This is a genomic window from Cellulomonas sp. P1_G12_2 (assembly GCF_056405535.1).
Genome location: NZ_JBFUBX010000006.1, coordinates 14812 through 38361 on the forward strand (window position 1 = coordinate 14812; position 23550 = coordinate 38361).

25 protein-coding genes are annotated in these 23550 nt (G+C 71.9%); 15 read left to right on the plus strand and 10 right to left on the minus strand.

The features are described from left to right. Positions 1–76: 76 nt before the first annotated feature. The 4 genes from AC1DXT_RS16895 to dnaK all read right to left on the minus strand — a co-directional run bounded on the left by AC1DXT_RS16895 (position 77) and on the right by dnaK (position 3964). A complete protein-coding gene (locus tag AC1DXT_RS16895; RefSeq protein ID WP_477062463.1) occupies positions 77–499 on the minus strand; it encodes a heat shock protein transcriptional repressor HspR in 423 nt (140 codons plus the stop codon). A gap of 2 nt (positions 500–501) precedes the next feature. Continuing rightward, a complete protein-coding gene (locus tag AC1DXT_RS16900; RefSeq protein WP_477062464.1) occupies positions 502–1467 on the minus strand; it encodes a DnaJ C-terminal domain-containing protein in 966 nt (321 codons plus the stop codon). Between the two features lie 74 nt (positions 1468–1541). Then, complete coding sequence (gene grpE, locus AC1DXT_RS16905; protein WP_235522262.1) at positions 1542–2102, minus strand: nucleotide exchange factor GrpE; 561 nt, start codon at positions 2100–2102, stop codon at positions 1542–1544. Further along, the gene (gene dnaK, locus AC1DXT_RS16910) at positions 2099–3964 is read right to left on the minus strand and encodes a molecular chaperone DnaK (RefSeq protein WP_477062465.1); all 1866 of its coding nucleotides are present in this window, start codon (positions 3962–3964) and stop codon (positions 2099–2101) included. Before dnaK ends, grpE begins: the two co-directional genes overlap by 4 nt. 213 nt (positions 3965–4177) lie before the next feature. Between dnaK and AC1DXT_RS16915 the strand changes: the two genes are divergently transcribed. Then, entirely contained in the window at positions 4178–5011 is an 834-nt protein-coding gene (locus AC1DXT_RS16915; protein ID WP_477062466.1) for an SGNH/GDSL hydrolase family protein, read from the plus strand. A gap of 55 nt (positions 5012–5066) precedes the next feature. Further along, positions 5067–5633 carry a dihydrofolate reductase family protein gene (locus tag AC1DXT_RS16920; protein WP_477062467.1) on the plus strand — a complete coding sequence of 189 codons (567 nt, stop codon included), beginning with the start codon at positions 5067–5069 and terminating at the stop codon, positions 5631–5633. A 63-nt stretch (positions 5634–5696) separates the two neighbouring features. On the opposite strand, the gene AC1DXT_RS16925 is transcribed toward AC1DXT_RS16920, so the two are convergent. Together AC1DXT_RS16925 and AC1DXT_RS16930 are read right to left on the minus strand one after the other, a co-directional pair. Next, positions 5697–6617, minus strand: a complete 921-nt coding sequence (locus AC1DXT_RS16925; RefSeq protein WP_477062468.1) for a cold-shock protein — start codon at positions 6615–6617, stop codon at positions 5697–5699. Positions 6618–6648: 31 nt separating this feature from the next. Then, on the minus strand, positions 6649–7119 hold the full coding sequence (locus tag AC1DXT_RS16930; RefSeq protein WP_477062469.1) for an HIT family protein: 471 nt from the start codon (positions 7117–7119) through the stop codon (positions 6649–6651). A 99-nt stretch (positions 7120–7218) separates the two neighbouring features. Here AC1DXT_RS16930 and AC1DXT_RS16935 point away from each other — a divergent pair, with 99 nt between their 5' ends. After that, on the plus strand, positions 7219–8697 hold the full coding sequence (locus AC1DXT_RS16935) for a DUF6345 domain-containing protein (RefSeq protein WP_477062470.1): 1479 nt from the start codon (positions 7219–7221) through the stop codon (positions 8695–8697). On the opposite strand, the gene AC1DXT_RS16940 is transcribed toward AC1DXT_RS16935, so the two are convergent. Beyond that, on the minus strand, positions 8694–9305 hold the full coding sequence (locus AC1DXT_RS16940; protein ID WP_477062471.1) for a TetR-like C-terminal domain-containing protein: 612 nt from the start codon (positions 9303–9305) through the stop codon (positions 8694–8696). The two genes, AC1DXT_RS16935 and AC1DXT_RS16940, sit on opposite strands and share 4 nt — an antisense overlap. A 203-nt stretch (positions 9306–9508) precedes the next feature. Here AC1DXT_RS16940 and AC1DXT_RS16945 point away from each other — a divergent pair, with 203 nt between their 5' ends. From AC1DXT_RS16945 to AC1DXT_RS16960, 4 genes are all read left to right on the plus strand, one after another. Then, positions 9509–10468, plus strand: coding sequence for a DUF5692 family protein (locus tag AC1DXT_RS16945; RefSeq protein WP_477062472.1), 960 nt, complete (start codon positions 9509–9511; stop codon positions 10466–10468). Between the two features lie 46 nt (positions 10469–10514). Further along, positions 10515–11933: a serine hydrolase gene (locus tag AC1DXT_RS16950; RefSeq protein ID WP_477062473.1), complete on the plus strand. Its 1419-nt coding sequence runs from the start codon at positions 10515–10517 to the stop codon at positions 11931–11933. Between the two features lie 110 nt (positions 11934–12043). Continuing rightward, positions 12044–12412: a YciI family protein gene (locus tag AC1DXT_RS16955; protein ID WP_477062474.1), complete on the plus strand. Its 369-nt coding sequence runs from the start codon at positions 12044–12046 to the stop codon at positions 12410–12412. A gap of 79 nt (positions 12413–12491) precedes the next feature. Beyond that, positions 12492–13052 carry a DUF2510 domain-containing protein gene (locus AC1DXT_RS16960; protein ID WP_477062475.1) on the plus strand — a complete coding sequence of 187 codons (561 nt, stop codon included), beginning with the start codon at positions 12492–12494 and terminating at the stop codon, positions 13050–13052. A gap of 80 nt (positions 13053–13132) precedes the next feature. Here the strand turns inward: AC1DXT_RS16960 and yiaA are convergent, their stop codons facing one another. Further along, on the minus strand, positions 13133–13597 hold the full coding sequence (yiaA, locus tag AC1DXT_RS16965; RefSeq protein WP_477062476.1) for an inner membrane protein YiaA: 465 nt from the start codon (positions 13595–13597) through the stop codon (positions 13133–13135). 169 nt (positions 13598–13766) lie between these two features. Further along, a complete protein-coding gene (locus tag AC1DXT_RS16970) occupies positions 13767–14636 on the minus strand; it encodes an AraC family transcriptional regulator (protein ID WP_477062477.1) in 870 nt (289 codons plus the stop codon). A gap of 185 nt (positions 14637–14821) precedes the next feature. On the opposite strand from AC1DXT_RS16970, the gene AC1DXT_RS16975 reads away from it, so the two are divergent. The 4 genes from AC1DXT_RS16975 to AC1DXT_RS16990 all read left to right on the plus strand — a co-directional run bounded on the left by AC1DXT_RS16975 (position 14822) and on the right by AC1DXT_RS16990 (position 18293). Beyond that, entirely contained in the window at positions 14822–16384 is a 1563-nt protein-coding gene (locus AC1DXT_RS16975; protein ID WP_477062478.1) for a leucine-rich repeat domain-containing protein, read from the plus strand. 29 nt (positions 16385–16413) lie between these two features. Then, the gene (locus AC1DXT_RS16980) at positions 16414–17151 is read left to right on the plus strand and encodes an AAA family ATPase (protein WP_477062479.1); all 738 of its coding nucleotides are present in this window, start codon (positions 16414–16416) and stop codon (positions 17149–17151) included. A 63-nt stretch (positions 17152–17214) separates the two neighbouring features. After that, entirely contained in the window at positions 17215–17646 is a 432-nt protein-coding gene (locus tag AC1DXT_RS16985; RefSeq protein ID WP_477062480.1) for a VOC family protein, read from the plus strand. A gap of 5 nt (positions 17647–17651) precedes the next feature. Continuing rightward, on the plus strand, positions 17652–18293 hold the full coding sequence (locus tag AC1DXT_RS16990) for a winged helix-turn-helix transcriptional regulator (protein ID WP_477062481.1): 642 nt from the start codon (positions 17652–17654) through the stop codon (positions 18291–18293). A 7-nt stretch (positions 18294–18300) separates the two neighbouring features. Here the strand turns inward: AC1DXT_RS16990 and AC1DXT_RS16995 are convergent, their stop codons facing one another. Next, on the minus strand, positions 18301–19320 hold the full coding sequence (locus AC1DXT_RS16995) for a zinc-dependent alcohol dehydrogenase family protein (RefSeq protein WP_477062482.1): 1020 nt from the start codon (positions 19318–19320) through the stop codon (positions 18301–18303). Positions 19321–19464: 144 nt separating this feature from the next. Here AC1DXT_RS16995 and AC1DXT_RS17000 point away from each other — a divergent pair, with 144 nt between their 5' ends. The 4 genes from AC1DXT_RS17000 to AC1DXT_RS17015 all read left to right on the plus strand — a co-directional run bounded on the left by AC1DXT_RS17000 (position 19465) and on the right by AC1DXT_RS17015 (position 23548). Further along, positions 19465–20334 carry a helix-turn-helix transcriptional regulator gene (locus AC1DXT_RS17000; RefSeq protein WP_477062483.1) on the plus strand — a complete coding sequence of 290 codons (870 nt, stop codon included), beginning with the start codon at positions 19465–19467 and terminating at the stop codon, positions 20332–20334. Next, the gene (locus AC1DXT_RS17005; RefSeq protein ID WP_477062484.1) at positions 20331–20915 is read left to right on the plus strand and encodes a sugar O-acetyltransferase; all 585 of its coding nucleotides are present in this window, start codon (positions 20331–20333) and stop codon (positions 20913–20915) included. Before AC1DXT_RS17000 ends, AC1DXT_RS17005 begins: the two co-directional genes overlap by 4 nt. A gap of 104 nt (positions 20916–21019) precedes the next feature. Then, a complete protein-coding gene (locus tag AC1DXT_RS17010; protein ID WP_477062485.1) occupies positions 21020–22321 on the plus strand; it encodes an MFS transporter in 1302 nt (433 codons plus the stop codon). Positions 22322–22432: 111 nt separating this feature from the next. After that, a complete protein-coding gene (locus AC1DXT_RS17015; RefSeq protein WP_477062486.1) occupies positions 22433–23548 on the plus strand; it encodes a hypothetical protein in 1116 nt (371 codons plus the stop codon). Positions 23549–23550: the final 2 nt, after the last annotated feature.

The window sequence follows — 23550 nt, forward strand, 5'->3', positions numbered from 1 at the left end:
GTTGCTGGGTGGTGGTGCGGGACGTCCGCGCTCGTGTGGGCTCCAGGCCCATCGAGTGCGGACGTTGCGGTGGGGGTCAGCGGGAGCTGGGGCGCCAGAGGACTACTGCTGCGCGGTCGGTCGTCGTCGTCGGGCGGCGGAGGCGGTTGGCCGTGCGGTTGACCGCGACCACGTCGCCGCGCGGGTCCGCCGTGAAGACGCGGCGGCCGGGGTCGACGAACGCGCGCAGGTACTCGATCTGCCGCTTCAGCCCCTCGAGCTCCGCCTCGAGCTCGAGGATCCGCTTGATCCCCGCCAGGTTGACGCCCTCGTCCTGCGACAGCCGTTGCACCTCGCGCAGGGTCGCGATGTCCCGCAGGGAGTACCGGCGGCCGCGGCCGCTCGCGCGGCTGGGGCTGACCAGGCCGAGGCGGTCGTACTGGCGCAGGGTCTGCGGGTGCATGCCGGCCAGCTCGGCGGCGACCGAGATGACGTACACCTTGGCGTCCTCGCCGGCCATGGCTACTTCTTCGCCGCGGCGAGCAGGTCCGCGCGCACGTCCTCACCGGACGTCGCGATGCCGAACGCCTGGACGGCCTCGCGGGCGGCGGCGTTGAGCCGCTGGGGCACGACGACCTGGACGGTGGTCAGCAGGTCGCCCTTGGTGCCGGGGACACCCTTGCCCTTGACGCGCAGGACACGCCCGGACGGGGTGCCCTCGGGCACGCGGACGCGGACGGTGGACCCGTCGAGCGTCGGCACCTCGATCGTCGCGCCCAGGGCGGCCTCGTCGAAGGCCACGGGCACGGTGATGCGCAGGTTGTCGCCGTCGAGGGAGAAGACGGGGTGCGGTGTGACGCGCACGGTGATCACCAGGTCGCCCGCGGGGGCGCCACGGTCACCGGGTCGGCCCTTGCCACGCAGCCGGATCTTCTGGCCGTCGCGGACGCCGGCGGGGATGCGGGCGTTCACGGTCCGGCCCTCGACCACGAGCGAGACGGTCGATCCCTCCACGGCCTGCCGGAACGGGAGCGTCGCGCTGGTGGCCAGGTCGGCACCCTGCTGCGGGCCGGGGGCGAACCCGCCACCCGCGTTGCCGAACAGCCCGCCGAGGATGTCCTCGAACCCCGACGCACCACCGGGGGCGTTGGTGTAGCGGACGCGACCGCCGCCCTGCTGACCGCCGAACATGCCACCGAAGACGTCCTCGAACCCCGCGCCGCCGCGACCGCCCGACGTGAACCGCGGGCCGCCCGCCATGGCGCGCAGCTGGTCGTACTGGCCGCGCTGCTCGGTGTCGGACAGGACCGCGTAGGCCTCGCCGACGTCCTTGAACCGGGCCTCAGCCTTGGCGTCGCCCGGGTTGTGGTCCGGGTGCATCTGGCGCGCGAGCTTGCGGTACGCCTTCTTGATGGTGGCGGCGTCGGCATCCTTGGGCACGCCGAGGACGGAGTAGAAGTCCTTCTCGAGCCAATCCTGTCCGGTCACGCCGCCTCCTTCCTTGAGTCTGTGGAGCAGCGTCCGGGCAACGACCTGCTCGTTGCCCGGACGCTACCCGTGTTCTACGCCTCGGGGTCCACGACCGCGACGCGGGCCGCCCGGATGATCCGGTCGGGCGTGCGGTACCCCGGCTGGAGCACCATCTGCACGGTCGACTCCGAGACGTCCGGGGCGTGCGAGTGCATGAGCGCCTCGTGGATCGCGGGGTCGAACGGCTCGCCGACCGCGCCGTAGCGGGTCACCCCGAAGCGACCGAGGGTCGCGTCGAGCTTCTCCGCGATGGGCAGGAACGGTCCGGTGAGGTCACCGTGCTGGCGAGCCAGCTCGATGTCGTCCAGCACCGGGATCAGCGCCTCGACGATCTCGTGCACGCCGCGGTCGTGGGCGGCGAGGGCGTCGGCCTTCGACCGCTTCACGAACCCGGAGTACTGCTGCTCGAGGTTGTAGTACGCCGCCTTGGAGCGCTGGAGCTCGTCCAGACGCTCGGCGGCGAGCTTCTCCGCCTCGACGAGACCCTCGAGGACGACCTCCTCCTCGGCGGAGGCCGCGATGGACTCCGCGTCGGCGAGGATCTGCTCCTCGGGCGTCAGGTCGCCGTCGGCGTCCTCGGTCCCGGACGTCACTTCGATGCCGCCTCGTCCTCGTCGTCGACGATCTCGGCGTCCACGACGTCCTCGTCGGACGACGTGTCAGCCGCAGGCTGCTCGTCGGCCGGCGCAGCGCCCGCCATGTTCTCGGCGGAGTAGATCGCCTCGCCGATCTTCTGGCTCGCCGCGAGCAGGGCCGAGTGCTTGGCCTTGACCGCGTCGATGTCCGTGCCCGCCAGCGCCGTCTTGAGCTCGCCGACCGCGGCCTGGACCTCGGTCTTGACGTCGTCGGGCAGCTTGTCGGCGTTGTCGACCAGCAGCTTCTCGGTCGAGTAGACGAGCTGCTCGGCGGAGTTGCGGGTCTCGGCCTCCTCGCGACGCGCCTTGTCCTCGGCGGCGTGCTCCTCGGCCTCGCGCACCATGCGCTCGATGTCCTCCTTGGGGAGGGCCGAGCCGCCGGTGATCGTCATCGACTGCTCCTTGTTGGTGCCGCGGTCCTTGGCGGACACGTGCACGATGCCGTTGGCGTCGATGTCGAACGTGACCTCGATCTGCGGCACACCACGCGGCGCGGGCGCGATCCCGGTCAGCTCGAACGTGCCGAGCGGCTTGTTGTCCCGCGCGAACTCACGCTCGCCCTGGAACACCTGGATCAGCACGGACGGCTGGTTGTCCTCGGCCGTCGAGAAGATCTCCGAGCGCTTGGTCGGGATGGCCGTGTTGCGCTCGATGAGCTTGGTCATCACGCCGCCCTTGGTCTCGATGCCGAGGCTCAGCGGGGTGACGTCGATGAGCAGGACGTCCTTGCGGTCGCCCTTCATGACGCCGGCCTGCAGAGCGGCACCGACGGCGACGACCTCGTCCGGGTTGACGCCCTTGTTGGGCTCCTTGCCGCCGGTCAGCTCCTTGACGACCTCGCTGACGGCCGGCATACGGGTGGAGCCGCCGACGAGCACGATGTGGTCGATCGCGGACAGCTGGATTCCGGCGTCACGGATGACGGACCGGAACGGCTCCTTGGTGCGGTCGAGCAGGTCCTGCGTCATCTGCTGGAACTGCGCACGCGTGAGCTTGGTGTCCAGGTGGACCGGGCCGTTCTCGCTCATGGACAGGTACTGCAGCGAGATGTTGGTGCTCGTCGCGGACGAGAGCTCCTTCTTGGCCTGCTCCGCCGCCTCGCGCAGACGCTGCACGGCGATCTTGTCCTTGGCCAGGTCGACGCCCGTGGAGTTCTTCACCTCGGAGACCAGGAAGTCGACGATCCGGTTGTCCCAGTCGTCGCCGCCGAGCCGGTTGTCGCCGGAGGTCGCGCGGACCTCGATCGTCGAGAAGCCGTCGTCGTCCTTGCCCACCTCGAGGAGGGACACGTCGAACGTGCCGCCACCGAGGTCGAAGACGAGGATGAGCTCGTCCTCCTTGCCGCGCTCCAGGCCGTAGGCCAGGGCGGCCGCGGTGGGCTCGTTGATGATGCGCAGGACGTTGAGGCCCGCGATGGCGCCGGCGTCCTTGGTGGCCTGGCGCTCGGCGTCGTTGAAGTACGCCGGGACCGTGATGACCGCGTCGGTGACGGGCTCGCCCAGGTAGGCCTCCGCGTCACGCTTGAGCTTGGAGAGCACCCGCGCGCTGATCTCCTGCGCGGTGTACTTCTTGTCATCGATCGCCTGCGACCAGTCCGTGCCCATGTGCCGCTTGACGGACGAGATCGTGCGCTCGACGTTGGTGACGGCCTGGCGCTTGGCGATCTCGCCGACCAGCACCTCACCCGTCTTGGAGAACGCGACCACCGACGGCGTCGTGCGCGACCCCTCGGCGTTGGCGATGACCGTGGGCTCGCCGCCCTCGAGGACTGCGACCACCGAGTTGGTGGTGCCGAGGTCGATGCCGACTGCTCGTGCCATGTGTGTGCCTTCTTTCGTGTCGTACTGGGGTGTGTCGTCTCGCTCTTGAGTCCGGCTGGCTCAAGTCTGCGTCGGGTTGGGGCTCGGCGCAAACTCGGGTGGGTCGAACTTGAGTCTGTTGGGCTCAACCTTGCGAGTGCGCGTCGCATTCCCCCGGCGGCAGCGGGAGCCGCTCGACCGGCACGCGTCCGGCGATGTGGCTACGGTGCAGTGATGAAGCGCTCGTTGCGCACAGCGCGGTCCGCCGTCCTCGCCGTGCTCGCGGCGCTCGCCCTCGTCGGCTCAGCCGGCTCCGTCGCCAGCGCTGCGCCCACCGCCGCGTCGCGCGTCGTCTACGACGCCCTCGGTGACTCGTACGCCTCCGGGTACGGCGTCCCGCCCTACGCCGAGTGCGGCCGCTCGCAGAGTGCCTACGCCGTGCAGCTCGACGGGCGCCAACGCCTGCGACTCGACGACTTCGTCGCCTGCGCGGGCGCGACCACGACCTCGCTGGTCACCGGCGGCCAGCTCGCCGCGCTGGATGCCGACACGGACCTGGTGACGTTGACCGTCGGCGGCAACGACATCGGCTGGTCGAGTGCGGTCGCCGCCTGCCTCGGCGGCACCGACGCCCTGTGCACCGGCGCGGTCGCCGTCGTCGACGCACGGACCACGAGCCTGTTGCCGGCCCTGCTCGACACGGTGTACGCCGGGGTCGCCGCGGCCGCCCCCAACGCCCACGTCGTGGTGACCGGCTATCCGCGGCTGTTCTCCCCCGAGTACGGCGCCTACCTCGCCGCCTCGTCGGCGGAGCTCAGCACCCTCAACGCCGCTGCGGACACCCTCGACGCGGTGATCGCTGCCGCCGCCGACCGCGCCGGTTTCCAGTTCGTGGACGTTCGCAAGAGATTCGACGGCCACGGAGCGAACTCGCCGGATCCGTGGATCCTCGGGCCGTCGGACCCGGGAGCCTTCCACCCGACAGCCGCTGGCTACGAGGCCTACACGGCCGCCGTGAACTCGGCGCTGGGTCCGGTCAAGCCGGGCTGCGGCAGGCACGACCGGTGAGGCGATCGTCGTCTCGCAGGTCGACGACGAGGTCCACGTCCGGCCGGAGGCCTCCATGGGCAAGCTGATCTACGCAGCCAACACCTCGCTCGACGGCTACCTCGAGGACGAGAACGGCTCCTTCGACTGGTCGGTACCCGACGAAGCGGTGCACGCGTTCTGGAACGAGCACGAGCGGCACATCGGCACGTCGCTCTACGGCCGCCGCATGTACGAGACGATGCGCGTCTGGGAGGACGACGACTGGTTGGCGAACGAACCGGCCGTCGTCCGCGAGTACGCGGGGATCTGGCGTGACGCCGACAAGGTCGTCTACTCCACGACGCTCGACGCGGTGTCGACGGCGCGCACGAGGATCGAGCGGCAGTTCGATCCCGAGGCGGTACGACGGCTCAAGGAGGAGTCGGGCTCGGACCTGAGCATCGGCGGCGCGACGCTCGGGGCTGAGGCGTTCCGGCACGGGCTCGTCGACGAGTGCGTGCTCCTTCTGTGCCCGGTGCTCGTGGGCGGCGGCAAGCCGGCGCTGCCGCGAGGGGTACGGCTCGACCTGGAGCTGCTGGATCACCGACGGTTCGGCAACGGCGTGATCTACGTGCGCCACGCGGTGCGAAGCGCCATCTGACACCAGTGGCGGCCCGCACGACGTACGTCTGAGGGTTCACCGCGGCGCCGGGCGAGGCGTCGCCTAGACCCGTTCGACGCCGTCTGCCTGCGGTCCCCGGTCACTCTGGCGCACCTGGAACCGGACCCGATCGCCCTCCTCCAGCCCTTCGGCGCCCCGCACGACCGACACGTGCACGAAGAGGTCAGCACCCCCGGCATCCGGGGTGATGAAGCCGAACCCGCGCTCCGCGTCGTAGCGCGCGACGACGCCCTCGCCGCCGCGCACAGGGCCGCCGGACTCCCTCGGGGGGCCGGACCGTGCGCGTGCCGGCGCCGCGGGGGCGCTCCCCACGAGCCGGATGTTGCGGGCCTGGAGCCCCTTCTCGCTCGTGCCGACGTCGAAGGTCACGCGATCGCCCTCGGACAGCTCGGTCACCCCCGACGGCAGCGACCGGACGTGGACGAAGAGGTCCTCGCCGCCCGAGTCGGGGGTGACGAACCCGAAGCCCTTCTCCCCGTCGTACCAGGACACGGTGCCGTCCGCACCGTCGGACGCCCTGGGGCGTCCGGTGGCCTCAGCCCCGAGCGGCAACAGGTGGTCCGCCTGCGGCCCCTTCTCCCCGTCGACGACCAGGAACGCCACCCGCTGCCCGTCCGAGATCACGCCGCCGCCCACGATGGCCGAGCTGTGCACGAAGATCTCCGCACCACCGCCGTCGGGCGTGATGAAGCCGTACCCCTTGCCCGGCTCGTACCAGGAGACCGTGCCGAGCACACCCAGGAGTGCGTCGGGGGCGTGGTCGCCCGTGATCCGGACGCGGCGGGCCTGCGGGCCGCGGTCACCCTCGCCCATCTCGAACTCGACGACCTGCCCCTCCCGGAGCACGTCGTCGTTGCCGACGATCTCGGATGCGTGCACGAACAGGTCCTCGGCCCCGTCACCGAGGTAGAGGAAGCCGAACCCCCGCTCGGCGTCGAACCAGCGGACAGTTCCTTCGGGCACGTGTGACTCCTCGTCGCAGCAGGTGTTGCTGTCACCCATTCTCCCCCGACCGGGCGGGGTAGGAAGCGACGGCGGCTCTGATCGCCCGCGCGTCGCCGTCGAGGAGCGACCTGTCGCGTTCCGGCGGCTCGGACCTGAGGGTCCAGCCGTCTCCGACGTAGCGCGGGATGACGTGCAGGTGGAAGTGGAAGACCGTCTGGAAAGCAGCCTTGCCGTCACAGAGGAGGACGTTGATCCCCTCGCAGCGCAGGGTCGAGCGTCGCAAGGCTCGTGCCAGGTCGTGACCGACCGACCACACGTGAGCGCTGGTGGCTGGATCGACGTCGTCGAGGCCCACCGCGTGCTCGCGCGGCACGACGAGCAGGTGGCCGGGCGTGACGGGGTTCAGGTCCATGAAGGCCATCACGGTCTCGTCCTCGTACACCACGCTGGCCTCGGCCTCTCGGGCCACGACGGCGCAGAAGATGCACCCCTGCGCTGCCGGCGCCGCGTTCTGTGTCACGCGGGCAATCGTCCCAGGGCGGTATCACCAGGGAAACGGTCGCGCTCCTTCTCCCCGAAGCCCGCACTGGGCGGGGGCGACGCACAGTCAGGGAGAACAGTGGCCGACAACATGTACGCGGGTGTCTCGGTGCAGGTGTTCCCGAATGGGGACGCGGCCCTGAGCACGCCGCACAACGACGTGAAGGCGTTCCTCGACTACGTCCGACAGTTCAACGGGGTCAACTTCCACGCGCAGGACGACGACGTGCGCGAGTGGCGGTTCAACCGGGAGTACGACAACTGGCAGGACAGCCTCGGCATGGACTCCGTCCGTGTGCTCCACACGTACACGCACATGGGTATGGCGGCGGACGGCCGCTACGTCGCCGCGATGGGCCGCACCTGGGACAACAGGTTCCTGGCCGAGTCCACGCGGATGTCGTTCGGCGACCAGCGCCTGCGCTACCTGATGCTCCACGGCTGCCACTCGCTCGAGATGCAGGGGGGCCAGAACCCCTGGCGCACCTGGGCGGAACCGAACAAGGGCGCGCGGATGATCTTCGGTTTCGACGGGCTCACCTACGACGTCGGTGGACTCGGCGCCGGATTCTTCCGGGAGTGGAACAAGGGGAAGTCGTTCAGCCAGTCGTGGCAGGACGCGGCGTTCTCGACCCTGACGAACCACCGGCCGTCGTCCACCGCCTGCGGCGCGACCGCGGAAGAGGCACAGGACCGGCTCTGGAACGAGCGCCTGTTCCACGGCGGTGCCGTCTCCGACAACTGGTACTGGTGGAGATGGGCTGGCCCGACGGTGATCGAGGTCGTCATCACGATCACGGTGCCGCCGTCACCGATGCGCCTCTCGGTGGAGCGCCGGCCTGTCGACGACGAGGTCGCGCGGAACCTGGGCGACCGGTTCGGGCTCCGGCCGTGGATCGCGTCCGCGGCCTCGCCCGATCCCGAGCACCGGGACGACGGCGGCGACGCCCTCGTCGGCCCCCGTCTCGTCCTGTCGCCGGACGGGTCCTACGAGGCGTTCCTGGCCGAGCCGGACCGCTACGCCCGACCGATCGACGTGGACGCCGCCAGGGAGATCGCCGAGCGGACGGTCCGGTCTCTGGAGCTGGACACCGAGCTGGTGCTCGACGCCCTCACGGTGACCGAGCACGGCGGCGCGAGCCAGGACGGCGACCGTACCGAGACGGCCATCGCCGACTTCACCGCCCACTTCCGGCAGGTGTACGACGGGACGCCGATGGCCCGTGGCCACGACGGTCACGTGAGCGTCACGCTCGACGCGGGGGGCACCGTGTGCAGCGTCTCCGACCGGACCGTCGCCGTGGTCGACGCCGTCGAGGCTGCACCGTCCGACGGCTACGAGGTCGACGTCGACGAGTCTCTCGGTCGCGCGATCGCAGACCTCGAGCGGCAGCTCCGCTGCGATGGCCGCAGCGACTCCGAGCTGGTCCTCCTGCCGGACACCCGGGACGTCTCCTACCGCGTCGACCACGGCTCAGCAGTCCTGGTCGCGCGCGAGGAGGTCGAGATCCGCAGCGGCGACTTCGCGATCCGCAAGGTCGTCGAGGTCGTCCTCTAGCCAGGGCCCCGACCGGCCACGCGCGCCCGGGCGTCCAGGCGCGCGACGGACTCCCGCACGGAGCCGTGCAGCATCAGCTCCACGTCGCCGACGAGCCGGTACGGGTCCCCGACCATCCCGTCCGAGACCCACCGCAGCACCACGGCAAGGACGGCCGACGTGTAGAAGTCGACGACCAGCGCACGGTCGGCCGGGCTCGCCGGACCCCCGCCACCGACCTCTCCCACCACGGCCTCGGTCACCGGCCTCATGTGCCAGAACAGGAAGCGCTCCAGCCCCGCTCGGCCCAGCCCGTCGAGGACTGCGGTCGTCGACGACCGGTTGTCCCGCAGGTACCCCATCAGCCGCACCAGCCCGTCCGCCCACTCGTCGTGGTGGGCCGACACGCGCACCTGCTCCGCGACCTCGGTCTCGAACACCCACACGGCGAGCTCCTGCACGTCGTGGAAGTGGTAGTAGAACGCCTGCCGGGTCAGCCCGCAGTCCTGGGCCAGGTGCGTCACCGTGACCCTGGCCAGCGGCTCCGACCGGAGCCGGGTCTTGAGCGCCGTCGCCAGAGCGTCGCGCGCGTCCGTGCGGCGCGCGTGCTGACTCCCGTCGTGGCTCACACCCCCATCAACGGCCAGTGCACCCCTCGTCACCGTGGGTCGAAGGTCCCAAGAGACGGCCGGCACCGCGCCCGACGAAGCCCCCGCGAGCCGCTCGCTGGACACATCCCGCCGGGTGTCCAGTGCCCGCCGGGGCGCAGCCTTCCTACCGTCGAGCACACCCGGAGCCATGCGGGCCACGGGCGGTCCGCGAGGAGGTCACGATGTTCCTGTTCGACACCATCGGCTGGCAGTCGTGGGCGATGTGGTTCGTCGTCCTCGGCGCCCTGATCGTCCTCAACGAGGTCACCCGCCGCTGGAAGTGGGCCGGGCTCGCGTTCTTCGTCGCGCTGCCCCTGGTCCTGACCGTGTTCGTGTGGCCGTCGACCGCCGGCGAGGGCTCCTCGACCGGCACCTGGTTCCACTGGGTGAAGGTCTACTCGGCTCTGGCCGGCTGCCTCGGCTTCATGCTGCTCCGGTACGTCGACCGACTCTCCAAGAACCGCTGGATGCTGCTCTTCCCCGCGCTGATCCTCGCGGTCAACATCTGCGAGGCGGTCATCCGTGACTTCCAGGTGGCGGGGCTGCAGGGCATGCACGACGGCGTGTTCATGGTCGGTGGCGTCTGGAACTACATGAACGGGATCGCGGGCATCCTCAACGCGCTCACCATCTGCGGCTGGGTGGGGATCATCGTGTCGCGGGACAGGTCCAAGGACATGATCTGGCCCGACATGCTCTGGTTCTGGATCATCGCGTACGACCTGTGGAACTTCGCCTACGTCTACAACTGCGTCGGCGACCACGCGTTCTACGCCGGTGCGGCGCTGCTGATCTCCTGCACGATCCCCGCGTTCTTCCTCAAGAAGGGCGCCTGGCTGCAGCACCGCGCGCACACGCTCGCCCTGTGGATGATGTTCACGATGGCGGTCCCGACGTTCGTCACGTCCTCGCAGTTCGCCGTCGCGTCCTCGCACGACGAGAGCGCCCTGTTCGTGGTGTCGGCCCTGTCGCTCGCGGCCAACGTCGCCGTCGCCGTCTACCAGGTGCGCGTCATCGTGACCCGGCGTCGCAACCCGCTGCGGGACGAGCTGTTCACGCACCTGCGTCCGTACCGCGAGGTCCTGGAGGCGAACGCGCCGCTCGCCGCCGCAGGCACGGACCGGCCGCTCGCAGCCGTCTGAGCACTCGCTGCCCTACGCTGCCGTCCGTGGGCACGAGGGGGTGCTAATGACTGCTCTGGAACGCCGGGCGGAGACGTCGCCCTGGCCGCTGGTCGCGGAGCTCATGCGGACGCACGGACTCGCGGGCCTCGCGGTCGCGGTGGTCCAGGACGGTGAGCTCGCCCTGGCGCGCGGGTTCGGGACGCGCGACCTGAGCACCGGCGAGCCCGTCACACCCGACACGCTGTTCCACCTGGCGTCGGTGTCCAAGCTGTTCGTCGCGACGGCAGTCGACCAGCTGGCGACCGCCGGGCCGCCCGTGCTCGACCTCGACGGCCCGGTCGTGCGGTGGATCCCCGAGCTGACCCTGGCCGACGGTCGGCAGGGCGAGGTCACCCTGCGCCACCTGCTCACCCACACGAGCGGCATCCCGGACGTCGTGGACTACGGGTGGCACGACCCGCAGCTGGGCGACGACGCCCTGGCCGAGTTCGTCCGGAGCCTGTCCACCGCGAGCCTGGCCACCGACCCGGGCGCCGAGTTCGCCTACTGCAACGCCGGGTACGAGGTGCTCGGGCACGTGGTCGCCACCGTCACCGGGAGGACGTTCGAGGCGGCGATGAAGGACCTCGTCCTCGATCCGGCGGGCATGGCGCACAGCACGTTCCTGCGCGCGGACGTCCCGTCGGAGCTCGCCTCCTCCCCGCACGTCGGCGCACCGCTGGTCGTCCCGCCCGGCGCCTATCCGTACACGCGCCGGCACGCGCCCAGCTCGACGCTGCACTCCAGCGTCACGGAGCTGTCCCGGTGGATGCTCGCCACGCTCGCGCACCCCGACGCACCCGAGCGGATGTGGCAGCCGCAGGCGGAGGTCGGGGAGCCGCCGTGGAGCGAGTCGGTGGGCCTGGGGTGGCACCTCGGCACCTACCGCGGGCACAGGATGGTGGGCCACAGCGGCGCCGATCCCGGCTTCAACTCGCGCCTGGCGCTGATCCCCGACCGCGGGACCGGCGTCGTGGTGCTGGCGAACTCCAACACAGCCCCCGTCCGCGTCGTCGTCCGAGCCGCGCTCGACCTTGCGCTGGACCTGCCGACCGAGGCGGCCGACGTCGACGCGCCGCTCCAGCCGATCACCCTGCCGGTGGCGGCAGCCCTGATGGCGGGAGGCACGGAGGCTGCGGTCGACACGTTCCACCGGCTGGAGCGGAGCGTTCCCGCCCAGGTCGACGTCGACGACGGGCACTTCGAGGACGCCGTCTGGGGCGCGATCGAGCTGCACCGCCCCGAGCTGGTCCGACCTCTCCTGGACGTGTGGACGACCGTTCGACCGGACTCGTCGCCGGCCTGGGCGATGACCGGGTGGGCGCACCTGGTCGACGGCGACATCCGCCCGGCGGCCGAGCTCTTGCGTCGGGCCGTCGACCTCGACCCCGAGAACGAGGAGGCGGCTGCGCTGCTCAGGGGTGTGGACGGATCGTCCGGCTGAACGCGGTGACACCAGAGGGACTGCCTGGCACAGTGTCGGATCCGGGTGAGTCGTTCGTGGAACAGGTGAGAGGCCGCCGGTGGCGGCCGCCGGGACAAGGGAGTCATGCGATGCCGCGGTACCTGATCTCGTTCAACGAGGGCGCGATGGACCACATCCCCGACGGGGACTGGGGCGACGTGAGCCGGGACTCGCACGCGGTCATGCAGGAGGCCGCGGACGCCGGGGTGTGGGTGTTCGGCGGCGGGCTCGAGCGRCAGCAGGCGAGCGTCGTCGGCACGGACGGGATGGTCACCGACGGCCCGTTCCCCGAGACCAAGGAGGTCATCGGCGGGTTCGCGGTCGTCGACGTGGCGTCACGCGACGAGGCGCTGGAGTGGGCCGCCAAGATCGCCGCCGGATGCCGCTGTGCGCAGGACGTCCGCGAGCTCATGCCCGACGCCCAGACGGACGCGTTGCTCGGCAAGACTGCGAGCTAGGAACGACACCTATGCCGCATCCGGGTGAATCGGCGTGGAACCCGCGGGCCGGCCCACGGGGCGCTGGGACCATCGACGGATGAGCTCGCTCCCCGCCGCCGGCTGGTACGACGACGGCGTGACCGCCGGTGTGCTGCGCTGGTTCGACGGCGCGACGTGGACCGAGCACACGAAGCCGAACGCCGCGCCCGCCCCGGTTCCGGTCGCCGTCGAGGTGCCGACCTCGACGTTCGGCAACCTCCCCGTCGGGCGGCTCGGCCAGTCCCTCAACCTCGCCGACCGCGTGGTCGAGGGTGAGGCGTACCAGCGCAACCGGCTCGACGACGCGGTCAGGCTGCGCCGCCGGGGTCTCACGATGTTCGGCAGCGCCCTCGTGGTCCTCCTGGTGACCGGCGCGATAGGGATCGTGATGCACGGCGCGGACACGATCTGGTACGCCGGCGCAGCAGTGGCCGTGTTCCTGTGCGTCCGAGCCTGGCGCGACTACCAGAACGCGACCTTCCGGGGGGCACCCGAGCTCACGACGACCGCGTGGGCACTGGCGGGTGCCGCACTCGTCGTGGCGCTCGTGGTCCTCCTCGTCGGTCCGGTCGTCGCGATCAACTCGCTGGCGCACATCGGGGACACGGTCCCGCACTAGGCCGAATACGTGGGCGGCACGAGGCGGAACATCCCTGCATGTCCCCCGTCGTGAACCCCAGGCAGGTGCCCGGTCGAGCCTCACTGCCAGACGGTCGCCTTGACGTCCGGCTCGACCGGCAGCTTCGGCAGTGCGGGCGCAGGTCCGGAGGCGGCCAGGTCGCGCACGTTCTTCTGGACGGCGACCACGGAGAACAGCGCCATCGCGAAGCCCAGGCCGAAGAAGCCCTTCTCCGAGAGCTCCAGCGGCGCGTTCGCCAGACCGGCCGACACGAGCACGAGGGAGGTCAGGACCATGGCCCACGACAGGCCGAGGAAGATCGCCGTCACCGGCACGCCCTCGGCCCGGTCCCGGACCGACTTCTGCACCGCGATCGCGGAGAACAGGCCGAGCAGCAGCAACGTGCCGAGGAAGCCCTTCTCCGACGGGACCAGCTCCGCGTTCCACAGTCCGATGCCGAAGGCACCGATCGCGATGATGAGGGCGACCCAGGACGCGCCGACGAAGGCCGCGGTCGGACGTGCGGGAACGGGGTTCTGCGACATGGGGACGCTCCGGAGGTCGGGCTGCCGGCACCGTGCCAGCCGCGGCCCTGATGGTGGTGGTCCGGACGGGCCCACCGCAAGGGTCCCGACCGACGACCCCCGGTTGGGCTAGTTGGCCTTCGTCGCCCGAGCCGTGCGCGTCGCCAGGCCCATGCGACCGCCGGTCGGATCAGCCCGCCTCCACCGGCAGCCAGAGCTCGACCGTGGCGGTGCTGAAGTCGTCGGCGCGGTCGAGCACCGCGACCACCTCGGGCCCGGGCCGCAGGCGCCAGGGGTTGGACGGGAACCACTCGGTCGCCGTCGCGGCCCACACCGCCTGCAGGGTGTCCGGGTAGGGACCCGCCGCGCGGAAGACGGCCCACGCTCCCGCCGGGACGGGGAGGACGTCGAGGTCGTCGGGGACGTCCACGGCGTCCGTGACCGCCACCCCGTGCAGGTAGGTGAGCTCGGTGCCCTCCTGGCGGTCCGGGTCGATGTCCGTGCTCACGGCGAGCAGCCCGTGCGGCTCCGCGTCGCCCAGGTCCTTCAGCCGCTGGTGCTCCTGCGGGGTCAGGGAGGTGACGTGCTGCTGGATGGCGGTGTTGACCCCGTGGTGCACGAGTGGCACTCGCGCGGCGTGCCCGGCGAGGCGGAAGGCGGGTCGGGAGACGAGTCGGACGTCCATGGGCAGTGCTCCTTCGACGGTCAGGCGGAACCTGAGGCGCGGCTGGGTGCGGAAAGGGCCACCGTCGCGCCGGGCCTGTCCCGGGCTGACGCCGTGCACCGACCGGAACGCCCGCCCGAAGGCCTCTGCCGAGCCGTAGCCGTAGCGCACGGCGATGCCGAGCAAGTCCCCGGACCCGATGACGACCTCCGCCGCGGCGACCGTCATGCGCCGACGGCGCACGTACTCCGAGAGCGGCATCCCGGCCAGCGAGGAGAACATGCGACGCAGGTGGTACTCGGTGGTGCCGAGCGCCGCGGCGAGGCGGACGACGTCGAGCTCCTCGGTGAGGTGCTCCTCCACGAGGTCCACGAGCTGGTTGAGCCAGGCGATCACTGTGCCCCCTTCCGCTGTCCACCTTGTCGTCCGGACACGCCGCGCGACCCGATCATCGCGGTCGGTTGCGATCAGGACGAGGCCTTCACGAGACCTTGACACCGACCCTCGGCGGACGTCGGCGTCGGCTCGGTACGGTCGCCAGGCGCCGGCTGCCCGGCGGGGGCGACGGACAGGAGATGCGAGTGCCGGAGATGACGCGCGCCGATGCGGTGCGACGGGTCGGCGCGGGCGTCGTCGCGCTGCTGGCGCTCTGGACCGCCGGGACGCTGCTGGGCAACGGCACGGGGGCTCTGCTCGGCGATGGGCTCCGGGCGATGCTCGGGGAGGGACCGCAGTCGGCGGTCGGCGACCTGCTCCGCGCGGTACGGGCGGACGGGTTGCCGGCGCTCACGCTCGCGCTCGGGTTGGTACCTGCGGTCGCGCTCGTGCTCGTCGCCGCACTCCGGCCGGCCGGACCGTCGTCGCGCGCGGCCCGGATCGTCGTCGGCGTCGTCGTCTCGGGGATCGTGCTGCTCGGCTACGCGGTACTGGTCGTGACGGCCGACCCGACCGCGCTGAGCCTCGCGACCCGGTCCTGGTACTGGACTGTCGGGTCGCCGCGCATGCTCGCGGGTGTCTGGCTGGCGCTCCTGGCCGTCGGGACCGGCGTCGCCGGCGGTGGCGCGCTGGCGCGTCGTCGGGGTGCGGTCGTCGTGGGGGCGGCGCTCGTGACCCTCGGCGCGCTGGGCACCACGCTGTCCGCGGGTGCGTGGATCGCGTGGACGGTCCTGTCGGCCGGGCGGTACCGCGGGGGGCCGACGGTGGCAGCCGTGCTGCTGGGCGACGGCGCGCTCGCCCTGGCGCTGGTCGCCGGCATCGCCGCGGTGGTCTCCGGGTGGGGCGCGCTCGCGGCGTGGCGGCTCCTCGCGCACTGGGTCGTCCCCGTGAGCGAGGCGCAGGCGCGACGTCGGCGCCTGGTCGGCTGGGCGACCGCGGGTGCTCTCGTGGTCGCGCTCGGCATCACCGTCGGCGTGCGGGTGGCGCAGCGGCAGACGGTGTCTGACGTCGTCGCCGACCCCGTGCTCGCGGCGTGCGTGGAGCACACTGCCTTCGCGCCCGAGCGGCTCGACGAGGTGTACACGATCGACTGCCCGTGGGACGGCAGCGGTGACCAGGTGAGGTCTCTCGCCGGGATCGAGAACCTCACCTCGGTCCGCGAGATCGACCTGACCGGCCAGGACGTCGCCGACCTCGGTCCGCTCGCCGCGATGACCGGACTGACGTCGCTGCGGCTGACCGGCAACGACGCGGTCGCTGACCTCTCGGCCCTGGGCGGGCTCCCGCTGACGAACCTCGGGCTGTCGGACACCGGCGTGACGGACCTCGGGCCGCTCGCACGGACGACGACGCTGCAGTGGGTCGGCCTGGCCGACACCGGCGTCTCCGATCTCGGGCCGCTCGCCACCTCGGTCGGTCTGCTGGAGCTGGACGTCGCGCACGCGGCCGTCGCGGATCTGTCGCCCCTGGCGGGCGCGGGGTCGCTCAGCATGCTCGACGTGCGGGACAACCAGGTGGCGGACGTGGCGCCGCTCGCCGCGATGCCCGCGCTCGACGAGCTCTGGGTGGGCGGCAACCCCGTCACCGACCTGCGGCCGCTGCTCGACGCACCCGCACTGCTCGGGGTGGACGTCGAGGGCCTGGACGGGCAGACGCCCGGGATCGAGGAGCTGCGGGCGCAGGGCGTCTACGTCGGCGGGCTGGCGTGACGCACCGTCGCGTGTGGTGAGGTTGCCCGATGAGCCCCCTGCCCGTGCGCGCCGTGCGGGTGCAGGACCAGGAGCCCGTTCCGCTCGACGCCTGGTTCACGCAGGTGCCCGCCGTCGCCCAGGTGCTGCGCGAGGGCTGGCCGCTGGACCAGGTCACGGTGCTCGTCGGCGACAACGGGGCCGGGAAGTCCACGCTCGTCGAGGCCGTCGCCATGATGTTCGGGATGGGGGCCGAGGGCGGCTCGACCGGATCGCGGCACGCCACTCGCCGGTCCGAGTCCGAGCTGTGGCGGTACCTGCGCCTGGAACGCGAGATCGGCGCCCCGCGGGGCGGGTTCTTCCTGCGCGCCGAGACGATGCACTCGTTCTACTCGTACCTCGAGGACAACCCCGGCGGCGGGCCGGAGCCGGTGTTCCACGAGATGTCGCACGGCGAGTCGTTCCTTGCGCTGGTGACCGAACGCATGAAGCCGCGATACCCCGGCCTGTTCCTGCTCGACGAGCCCGAGTCCGCGCTCTCGTTCACCGGGTGCCTCGCCCTGGTCTCGCACCTGACCACGTTGGTGCGCACGACGCCGTCGCAGGTCCTGCTGTCGACGCACTCACCGGTGCTGGCGGCGATCCCGGGCGCGACGATCTACGAGGTCGGCGACTGGGGCCTGCGGCGCTGCGACTGGGACGAGCTGGAGCTGGTACAGCGGTACCGCGGGTTCCTGGACGACCCGCGTCGCTTCCTCCGGCACGTCATCGACGACCTTGGGTCTTGACGGTTCACTTGTTTTTTGCAAGTGTCGGTATCGCCACGAACCAGACCCACGAGAGGCAGCACCATGACCGCGATGTTCGTCAACCTGCCCGTGACCGACCTGGAGCGCGCGAAGGCGTTCTACACAGGGGTCGGATTCGCCCTCAACCCGCAGATGTCCGACCACAACGCCGCGTGCTTCGTCGTCGAGCAGGACCACAGCTACCTCATGGTCCTGGTGCGCGAGTTCTTCCAGAGCTTCACCGACAAGCCGCTCGGCGACCCGGCAGTGAACCCGTCGGTGTCGACCGTCGTCTACCTGGACAGCCGAGAGGCGGTCGACGCGAGGGCTGCCGACGGGCTCGCCGCGGGCGGTGTCGAGGAGCGACCCGCCTCGGACTACGGCTTCATGTACCAGCGTCAGCTCACCGACCCCGACGGGAACATCCTCGAGTTCGGCTGGTTCGACCCCGCCGCCGCGCCGGCTCCCGAGGCGCTCGCCGACCAGCAGGCCTGAGGCCGATGGCTGCACGCGAGTACGGGCAGTACTGCGGCGTCACGCAGGCCCTCGAGCTGGTGGGTGAGCGCTGGGCCCTGCTCATCGTGCGTGACCTGCTGGTCGGGCCGCGCCGCTACGGGGAGCTGGCCGCAGGGCTCCCCCGCATCCCGACCAACATCCTGGCCGCGCGGCTCAAGGAGCTGCAGGCCGCCGGCATCATCCGGCGCGCACCGCGCTCACGCATCGTCATCTACGAGCTGACGCCCTACGGCCGCGAGCTCGAGCCCGTCGTGCTCGCGCTCGGGGCCTGGGGCTTCAAGGCGATGGGCGATCCGCGCGGGGAACAGGTCATCACCCCCGACTCGATGACCATGACCCTGCGCACCGCCTTTCGTCCGCAGGTGGCGGCGCACCTGCCCGCGACCGCCTACGGGGCACGAGTCGGCCCGGCCGAGCTGCTCGTCCGGGTCGACGGCTCCACCCTCGAGGTGACGCGAGGCGACGGACCGGTCGACCTCGCGTTCGCCGCGGGTCCGGGGCTCCGCCGGGTCATCTCCGGCGAGCTCGCCCCGGACCGCGCGATCGCGACCGGCGTGGTCGAGGTGCTGCACGGGCGCGGTGAGCTCCTCGACCGCTTCGCCAGCACGTTCCACCTGGCCGCCTGACCGTCGGTCAGAAGGTGAGCAGCACCTTGGTGGCGCGGCGCTCGTCCATCGCCCGGTAGCCCTCGGCGGCCTGCTCGATCGGCAGGGTGAGGTCGAAGACCGTTCCCGGGTCGATCTGCCGGTCCCAGATGAGCGTGATGAGCTCGGGCAGGAAGCGGCGCACCGGTGCGGGGCCGCCGTGCAGGTGGACGCCGGAGAAGAAGAGCTCCTGGCCGGGCAGTGCCACGTCGTGGGAGACGCCGACGTAGCCGACGTGCCCGCCGGCGCGGGTGGCACGGATCGCCTGCATCATCGACTCCTGGGTGCCGACGGCCTCGATCGTGGAGTGCGCACCGAGCCCGCCGGTGAGCTCCTTGATCCGTGCGACGCCGGCGTCCCCGCGCTCCTCGACGATGTCGGTGGCGCCGAGCTCGCGGGCGAGGGCCTGCCGGTCGGCGTGGCGGGACATCGCGATGATCCGCTCCGCTCCGAGCTGCTTGGCCGCCAGGACACCGAGCAGCCCGACGGCACCGTCCCCGACGACCGCGACGGTCTTGCCGGGTCCGACCTCGGCGGCGACGGCGGCGAACCAGCCGGTGCCGAGCACGTCGGACGCGGCCAGCAGCGACGGGATCAGGTCCGCGTCGGGCATGCCCGGGGTCGCGACGAGGGTGCCGTCGGCGAGCGGGATGCGGGCGTACTCGGCCTGCGCGCCGGGGAGGGCGCCGGGCTGGCGATGGACGCAGTGGGTCTGGTAGCCGGCGAGGCAGATCTCGCAGGTGTTGTCGGAGGCGAAGAACGACCCGACGACGAAGTCGCCGACCTGCACGTTCTGGACGGCGGAGCCGACCTCCTCGACGACGCCCACGTACTCGTGGCCCATCGGCTGGTGGTCGACGGCGTCCGTGCCGCGGTACGGCCACAGGTCCGACCCGCAGATGCAGGTGGCGGCGAGCTTGATGACCGCGTCGGTCGGCTCGACGATCGTCGGCCGCTCGGTCTCGTCGACCCGGACGTCGCCCGGGGCGTACATGACGACTGCGCGCATGGTGGTGGTGCCTCTCTCTGGGGGTGTGCCCACCAGGCAACCGGACGCGGCGCGGGGTGGGGAGTCCCTGCTGAGGGGTGTACCGGCAGTGCACCTCTTCGCACGGACTCCCTCGTCGGCGCCGCGCGGCCTACCGTCGGGAGCATGGACAACCGAGCGGACGTGCGCGAGTTCCTCATGTCGCGACGGGCGAAGGTGACCCCCGAGGCGGCGGGCGTCCTCGGCGGCACCAACCGCCGCGTGCCCGGCCTGCGGCGCAGCGAGGTCGCGATCCTGGCCGGAGTGAGCGTGGAGTACTACGCCAAGCTCGAGCGGGGTGCGATCGGCGGGGCGTCGGCGTCGGTGCTCGACTCCGTCGCGCAGGCCCTCCAGCTCGACGACACCGAGCGCGCGCACCTGTTCGACCTGGCCAGGGCCGCCGACGGCATCCCCTCGTCGGGACGGCCGCGCCGCCGTTCGACCCGGTCGTCGACACCCCGGCCGAGCCTGCAGTGGGCGCTGTCCGCGATCACCGACGGCATCGCGTTCGTGCGCGACCAGCGCCAGGACCTGCTGGCCACCAACGCGCTCGGCCGCGCGTTCTACTCGCCCGTCATCGGCGACGGCGGCCGCACCCCGAACCTCGCCCGGTTCCAGTTCCTCGACCCCGCGGCGCGCGACTTCTACCCGGACTGGGACCTGTTCGCGGAGATGTGCGTCGCGATCATGCGCGCCGAGGCCGGCCGGGACCCGCACGACACGGGCCTGCAGGACCTCGTCGGCGAGCTGTCGACGCAGAGCGAGACGTTCCGCCGGCTCTGGGGCACCCACGACGTGCGCACCCACGGCGCCGGGACGAAGCGGTTCCACCACCCCGTGGTCGGCGACCTCACCCTCGCCTACGAGGAGCTGGCCATCACCGCCGAACCGGGCCAGGTGCTCCTGGTCTACACCGCCGAGCCGGGCTCGCCGTCGGCCGAGCGCCTGCGCCTGCTGGCCTCGTGGGCGGCCGACCTGCCGTCGGTCCCGCGATGAGTGACGTCGACCTGGAGGGCTTCCGCGATCACGTGCGCCGCGGGGCCGTCATCGAGGGAGGCTCGGCGCAGCACGCGTTCCTGCACCGGGCCGGCCAGGACGCGCTGCGGGTGCTCGCGGAGCTGAACACCGGCTACCGCACGCCTGAGGAGGTGCGCGCGCTGCTCGCGCGGCTGACCGGGCGGCCCGTGGACGAGTCGGTGACGGTCTTCCCGCCGTTCTTCTGCGAGTTCGGCAAGAACCTGACGCTCGGCAAGGACGTCTTCATCAACATGGGCTGCACGTTCCAGGACGCCGGCGGCATCACCATCGGTGACGGCACGCTCATCGGTCACGGGAGCACCGTCGTCACCCTCAACCACGCGACCGACCCCGCTCGACGTGCGGACATGGTCCCCGCGCCCGTCGTCATCGGCCGGAAGGTCTGGCTCGGCGCGGGCGTGACGATCGTGCCGGGCGTGACGATCGGCGACGGCGCGATCATCGGGGCGGGCGCCGTCGTGACCAAGGACGTGCCGGCCGACGCGATCGTCGCGGGCGTCCCCGCCCGGCTGATCCGCCCCACGGGATTCGACGCCTGACAGTCACCGGACGTGCAGCGCCGCGGGCTCGTCGCCCCGGCCGGTCGGCGCCCGGCGCCGAACGGTTCCGGGCCTGAGCGACGCGGGTGCGATACAAAGCACGCGTGACCCCACCGGCGCCAACCCTTCGCGAGTCGCGCGGCTTCGCCCGCCTGTGGACCGCCTCGACGGCCTCGGCGTTCGGGAGCTACATCACCGTCCTGGCGATCCAGGTCCTCGTGGTCGACGTGCTGGCCGGCGACGCCGTGGACGTCGGGCTGGTCAACGCCGCGCGGTGGGTGCCGTACCTGCTGTTCGGGCTGCTCGCCGGGGTGCTCGTCGACCGGGTCCGCCGCCGACCGCTGCTCGTCGCGACGGACCTGCTCAGCGCGGTCGCGCTCGCGGCGATCCCCGTCCTGTCCGCGACCGGTTCCCTGACCGTCGGCTGGCTCGCGGGGGTGATGGCGGTCTTCGGTCTGTGCACCGTGGTGGGCGACGCGGCGTTCCAGTCGTTCGTCCCCCGGCTCGTCCCGACGCGGCTGCTCGGACCCGCGCACGCCCGGCTGGACCAGTCCGACGCCGTGGCGCAGGCGAGCGGGCCGGCGGTCGCGGGCGGTCTGGTGCAGCTGCTGGGTGCGCCCCTCGCGGTGCTCGTCGACGCCGTGAGCTATCTCGTCTCGGCCGTCCTCCTGATCACCGTCACGTTGGACGAGCCCCGAGGCGGATCGGTGCGCAGGGTGCGCGACATCGGCCCCGAGATCCGCGAGGGCCTCCGCTGGATCTACCGGCACGCGACGCTGCGGCCGCTGGCGCTCACCACCCACGCGTGGTTCGCGTGCTCGGCCGTGGCGGGTGCCGTGATGACGCCCTTCGCCCTGCGGACGCTGCACCTCAGCCCTGCCACCCTGGGCCTGGCGCTGGCCGCGGCGGGCGTGGGGGCGCTCGTGGGGGCCTCCGTGGCGGTGCGTCTCGGTGACCGGTGGGGCGCGGGGCACGTCATCATCGGCGCCCGGCTCGGCACGGGGACGGCGTGGGGGCTGATGGCGGCGGCTGCCCTGCTGGTCCCCGCCGGAGCGGTCGACGGGACGTGGGGTGGCGGGCGCGCCTGGGTGCTGTTCGCGTTCGGGCAGCTGCTGCTCGGTCTGTGCATGGGCGCCGAGAACGCCAACGAGATGGCCTACTGGCAGACCGCCACACCCGACCGGTTGCAGGGTCGGACCAACGCCACCAGGCGGTCCGCCAACCGCGCGGTGATCGTCGTCGCCGCGCCGCTGGGTGGCCTGCTCGGCGACGCCGTCGGCTATGGCGCCGCGCTCGTCGTGGCCGGGGCGACGTTGGTCGTCGTCGCCACCGTGTCGCTAGCCACCGGGGTGCGGCGGGCGCGGCTCGGCGACGAGCACACGCCGGCCGTCGTGCCTCGACGGTAGGTCGTTGACTCGAGCGCACGTCGGAGGTCGGGGACGTTCGGCCCTGGACGGCACCTGCGGACCAGGACGAGCGTCGATCGAGAAGGCACTCGAGCGCAGGGGGTGAGCGGCATGGTCGACTGGCTGCACGAGGTCGTGCACGGCGCGTGGAGGGCCGACGCCGTCAATCGCGCTGACCAGCTGCGCGGCGAGATCGTTCGTCTCCGGGGGGTGGACGGCGCCGACGCCGGGCTGCTCACCCAGGCGTCCGACCGGGTCGAGGCGCTGTTCGAGGCACCGGCGCCCGGCAGGGACCGGCCACACCTCCGCCACCAGCGGATCGCCGTGGTCTGGGACGCGCTGCACGACGCCGAGGAGACCGTCGACCGGGCTCACGGCGACGTCGTCGTCCTCACCCGGCGCGCCGCGGAGCACGCTCGGACCACGCTGCCGCTCGCGCGGGCCGACGAGGCCATCGCCACGCTGGACGCCGCACGTGCTGCGGCCGCCCGGGCGGACCGGGCGCGGGACGTCATCGTGCGCTGCCACGCCGTCTCGGCGCACCACCTCGAGACCATGCGCAACAACTCCCGACTGACGTCCGTGCTGGCGCTGATCGCCTGGGCTGCGGTGGTCGGGCTGCTGGTGGCGCAGGGCTGGCTCCCGGACGACCCGTTCCTCACGATCCCGAACGGCACGGACAGCGCCGCGCTGGCGATGGCACCCTGGGTCTTCCTGCTCCTCGTCCTGGTCTTCGGAGCGCTCGGCGGACTGGTCTCCGCGATCACCTACGCCCGCAACGACCGCATCGACACCCGCTGGTTCAACCCGGCGCCTGCCCTCGTGGCCATCAAGATCGCCTGCGGTGCGCTGTTCGGCATGCTGGGAGCCCTGCTGGTGTCCGCCAAGGTGCTGACGTCCGTCACCTACGACACGCTGGCGCAGGCGCTCGTCATCGCCCTGGTGTTCGGGTACGCCCAGCAGGTGCTGACGCGCGTCCTCGACCGGTACGTCGCGGTCGTCGAGGAACCGACAGCAGCCGAGTCGGCTCCGGCCGCGATCAAGGAGCTCACGGAGAACGGCCCGGACGCGGCGCTGGCCACGCAGTCGGCGACGACGTCCGGCGCGGGACTCAGCGAACCGCCGACCTCGACGCTCGCGATCCTCGTCGACGTCCCCGATCTCGAGGCCGAGGACCTCAGGCTCCTCGCCGTCGTCGGTCGGCGAGACGGGACGCCCACGGCGTGATC

Coding starts and splice junctions, on each gene's coding strand:
- AC1DXT_RS16895 (WP_477062463.1), bottom strand. CDS start 499: ATGGCCGGCGAGGACGCCAAGGTGTACGTCATCTCGGTCGCCGCCGAG.
- dnaK (WP_477062465.1), bottom strand. CDS start 3,964: ATGGCACGAGCAGTCGGCATCGACCTCGGCACCACCAACTCGGTGGTC.
- AC1DXT_RS16915 (WP_477062466.1), top strand. CDS start 4,178: ATGAAGCGCTCGTTGCGCACAGCGCGGTCCGCCGTCCTCGCCGTGCTC.
- AC1DXT_RS16920 (WP_477062467.1), top strand. CDS start 5,067: ATGGGCAAGCTGATCTACGCAGCCAACACCTCGCTCGACGGCTACCTC.
- AC1DXT_RS16945 (WP_477062472.1), top strand. CDS start 9,509: ATGTTCCTGTTCGACACCATCGGCTGGCAGTCGTGGGCGATGTGGTTC.
- AC1DXT_RS16950 (WP_477062473.1), top strand. CDS start 10,515: ATGACTGCTCTGGAACGCCGGGCGGAGACGTCGCCCTGGCCGCTGGTC.
- AC1DXT_RS16960 (WP_477062475.1), top strand. CDS start 12,492: ATGAGCTCGCTCCCCGCCGCCGGCTGGTACGACGACGGCGTGACCGCC.
- yiaA (WP_477062476.1), bottom strand. CDS start 13,597: ATGTCGCAGAACCCCGTTCCCGCACGTCCGACCGCGGCCTTCGTCGGC.
- AC1DXT_RS16980 (WP_477062479.1), top strand. CDS start 16,414: ATGAGCCCCCTGCCCGTGCGCGCCGTGCGGGTGCAGGACCAGGAGCCC.
- AC1DXT_RS16985 (WP_477062480.1), top strand. CDS start 17,215: ATGACCGCGATGTTCGTCAACCTGCCCGTGACCGACCTGGAGCGCGCG.
- AC1DXT_RS16990 (WP_477062481.1), top strand. CDS start 17,652: ATGGCTGCACGCGAGTACGGGCAGTACTGCGGCGTCACGCAGGCCCTC.
- AC1DXT_RS16995 (WP_477062482.1), bottom strand. CDS start 19,320: ATGCGCGCAGTCGTCATGTACGCCCCGGGCGACGTCCGGGTCGACGAG.
- AC1DXT_RS17000 (WP_477062483.1), top strand. CDS start 19,465: ATGGACAACCGAGCGGACGTGCGCGAGTTCCTCATGTCGCGACGGGCG.
- AC1DXT_RS17005 (WP_477062484.1), top strand. CDS start 20,331: ATGAGTGACGTCGACCTGGAGGGCTTCCGCGATCACGTGCGCCGCGGG.
- AC1DXT_RS17015 (WP_477062486.1), top strand. CDS start 22,433: ATGGTCGACTGGCTGCACGAGGTCGTGCACGGCGCGTGGAGGGCCGAC.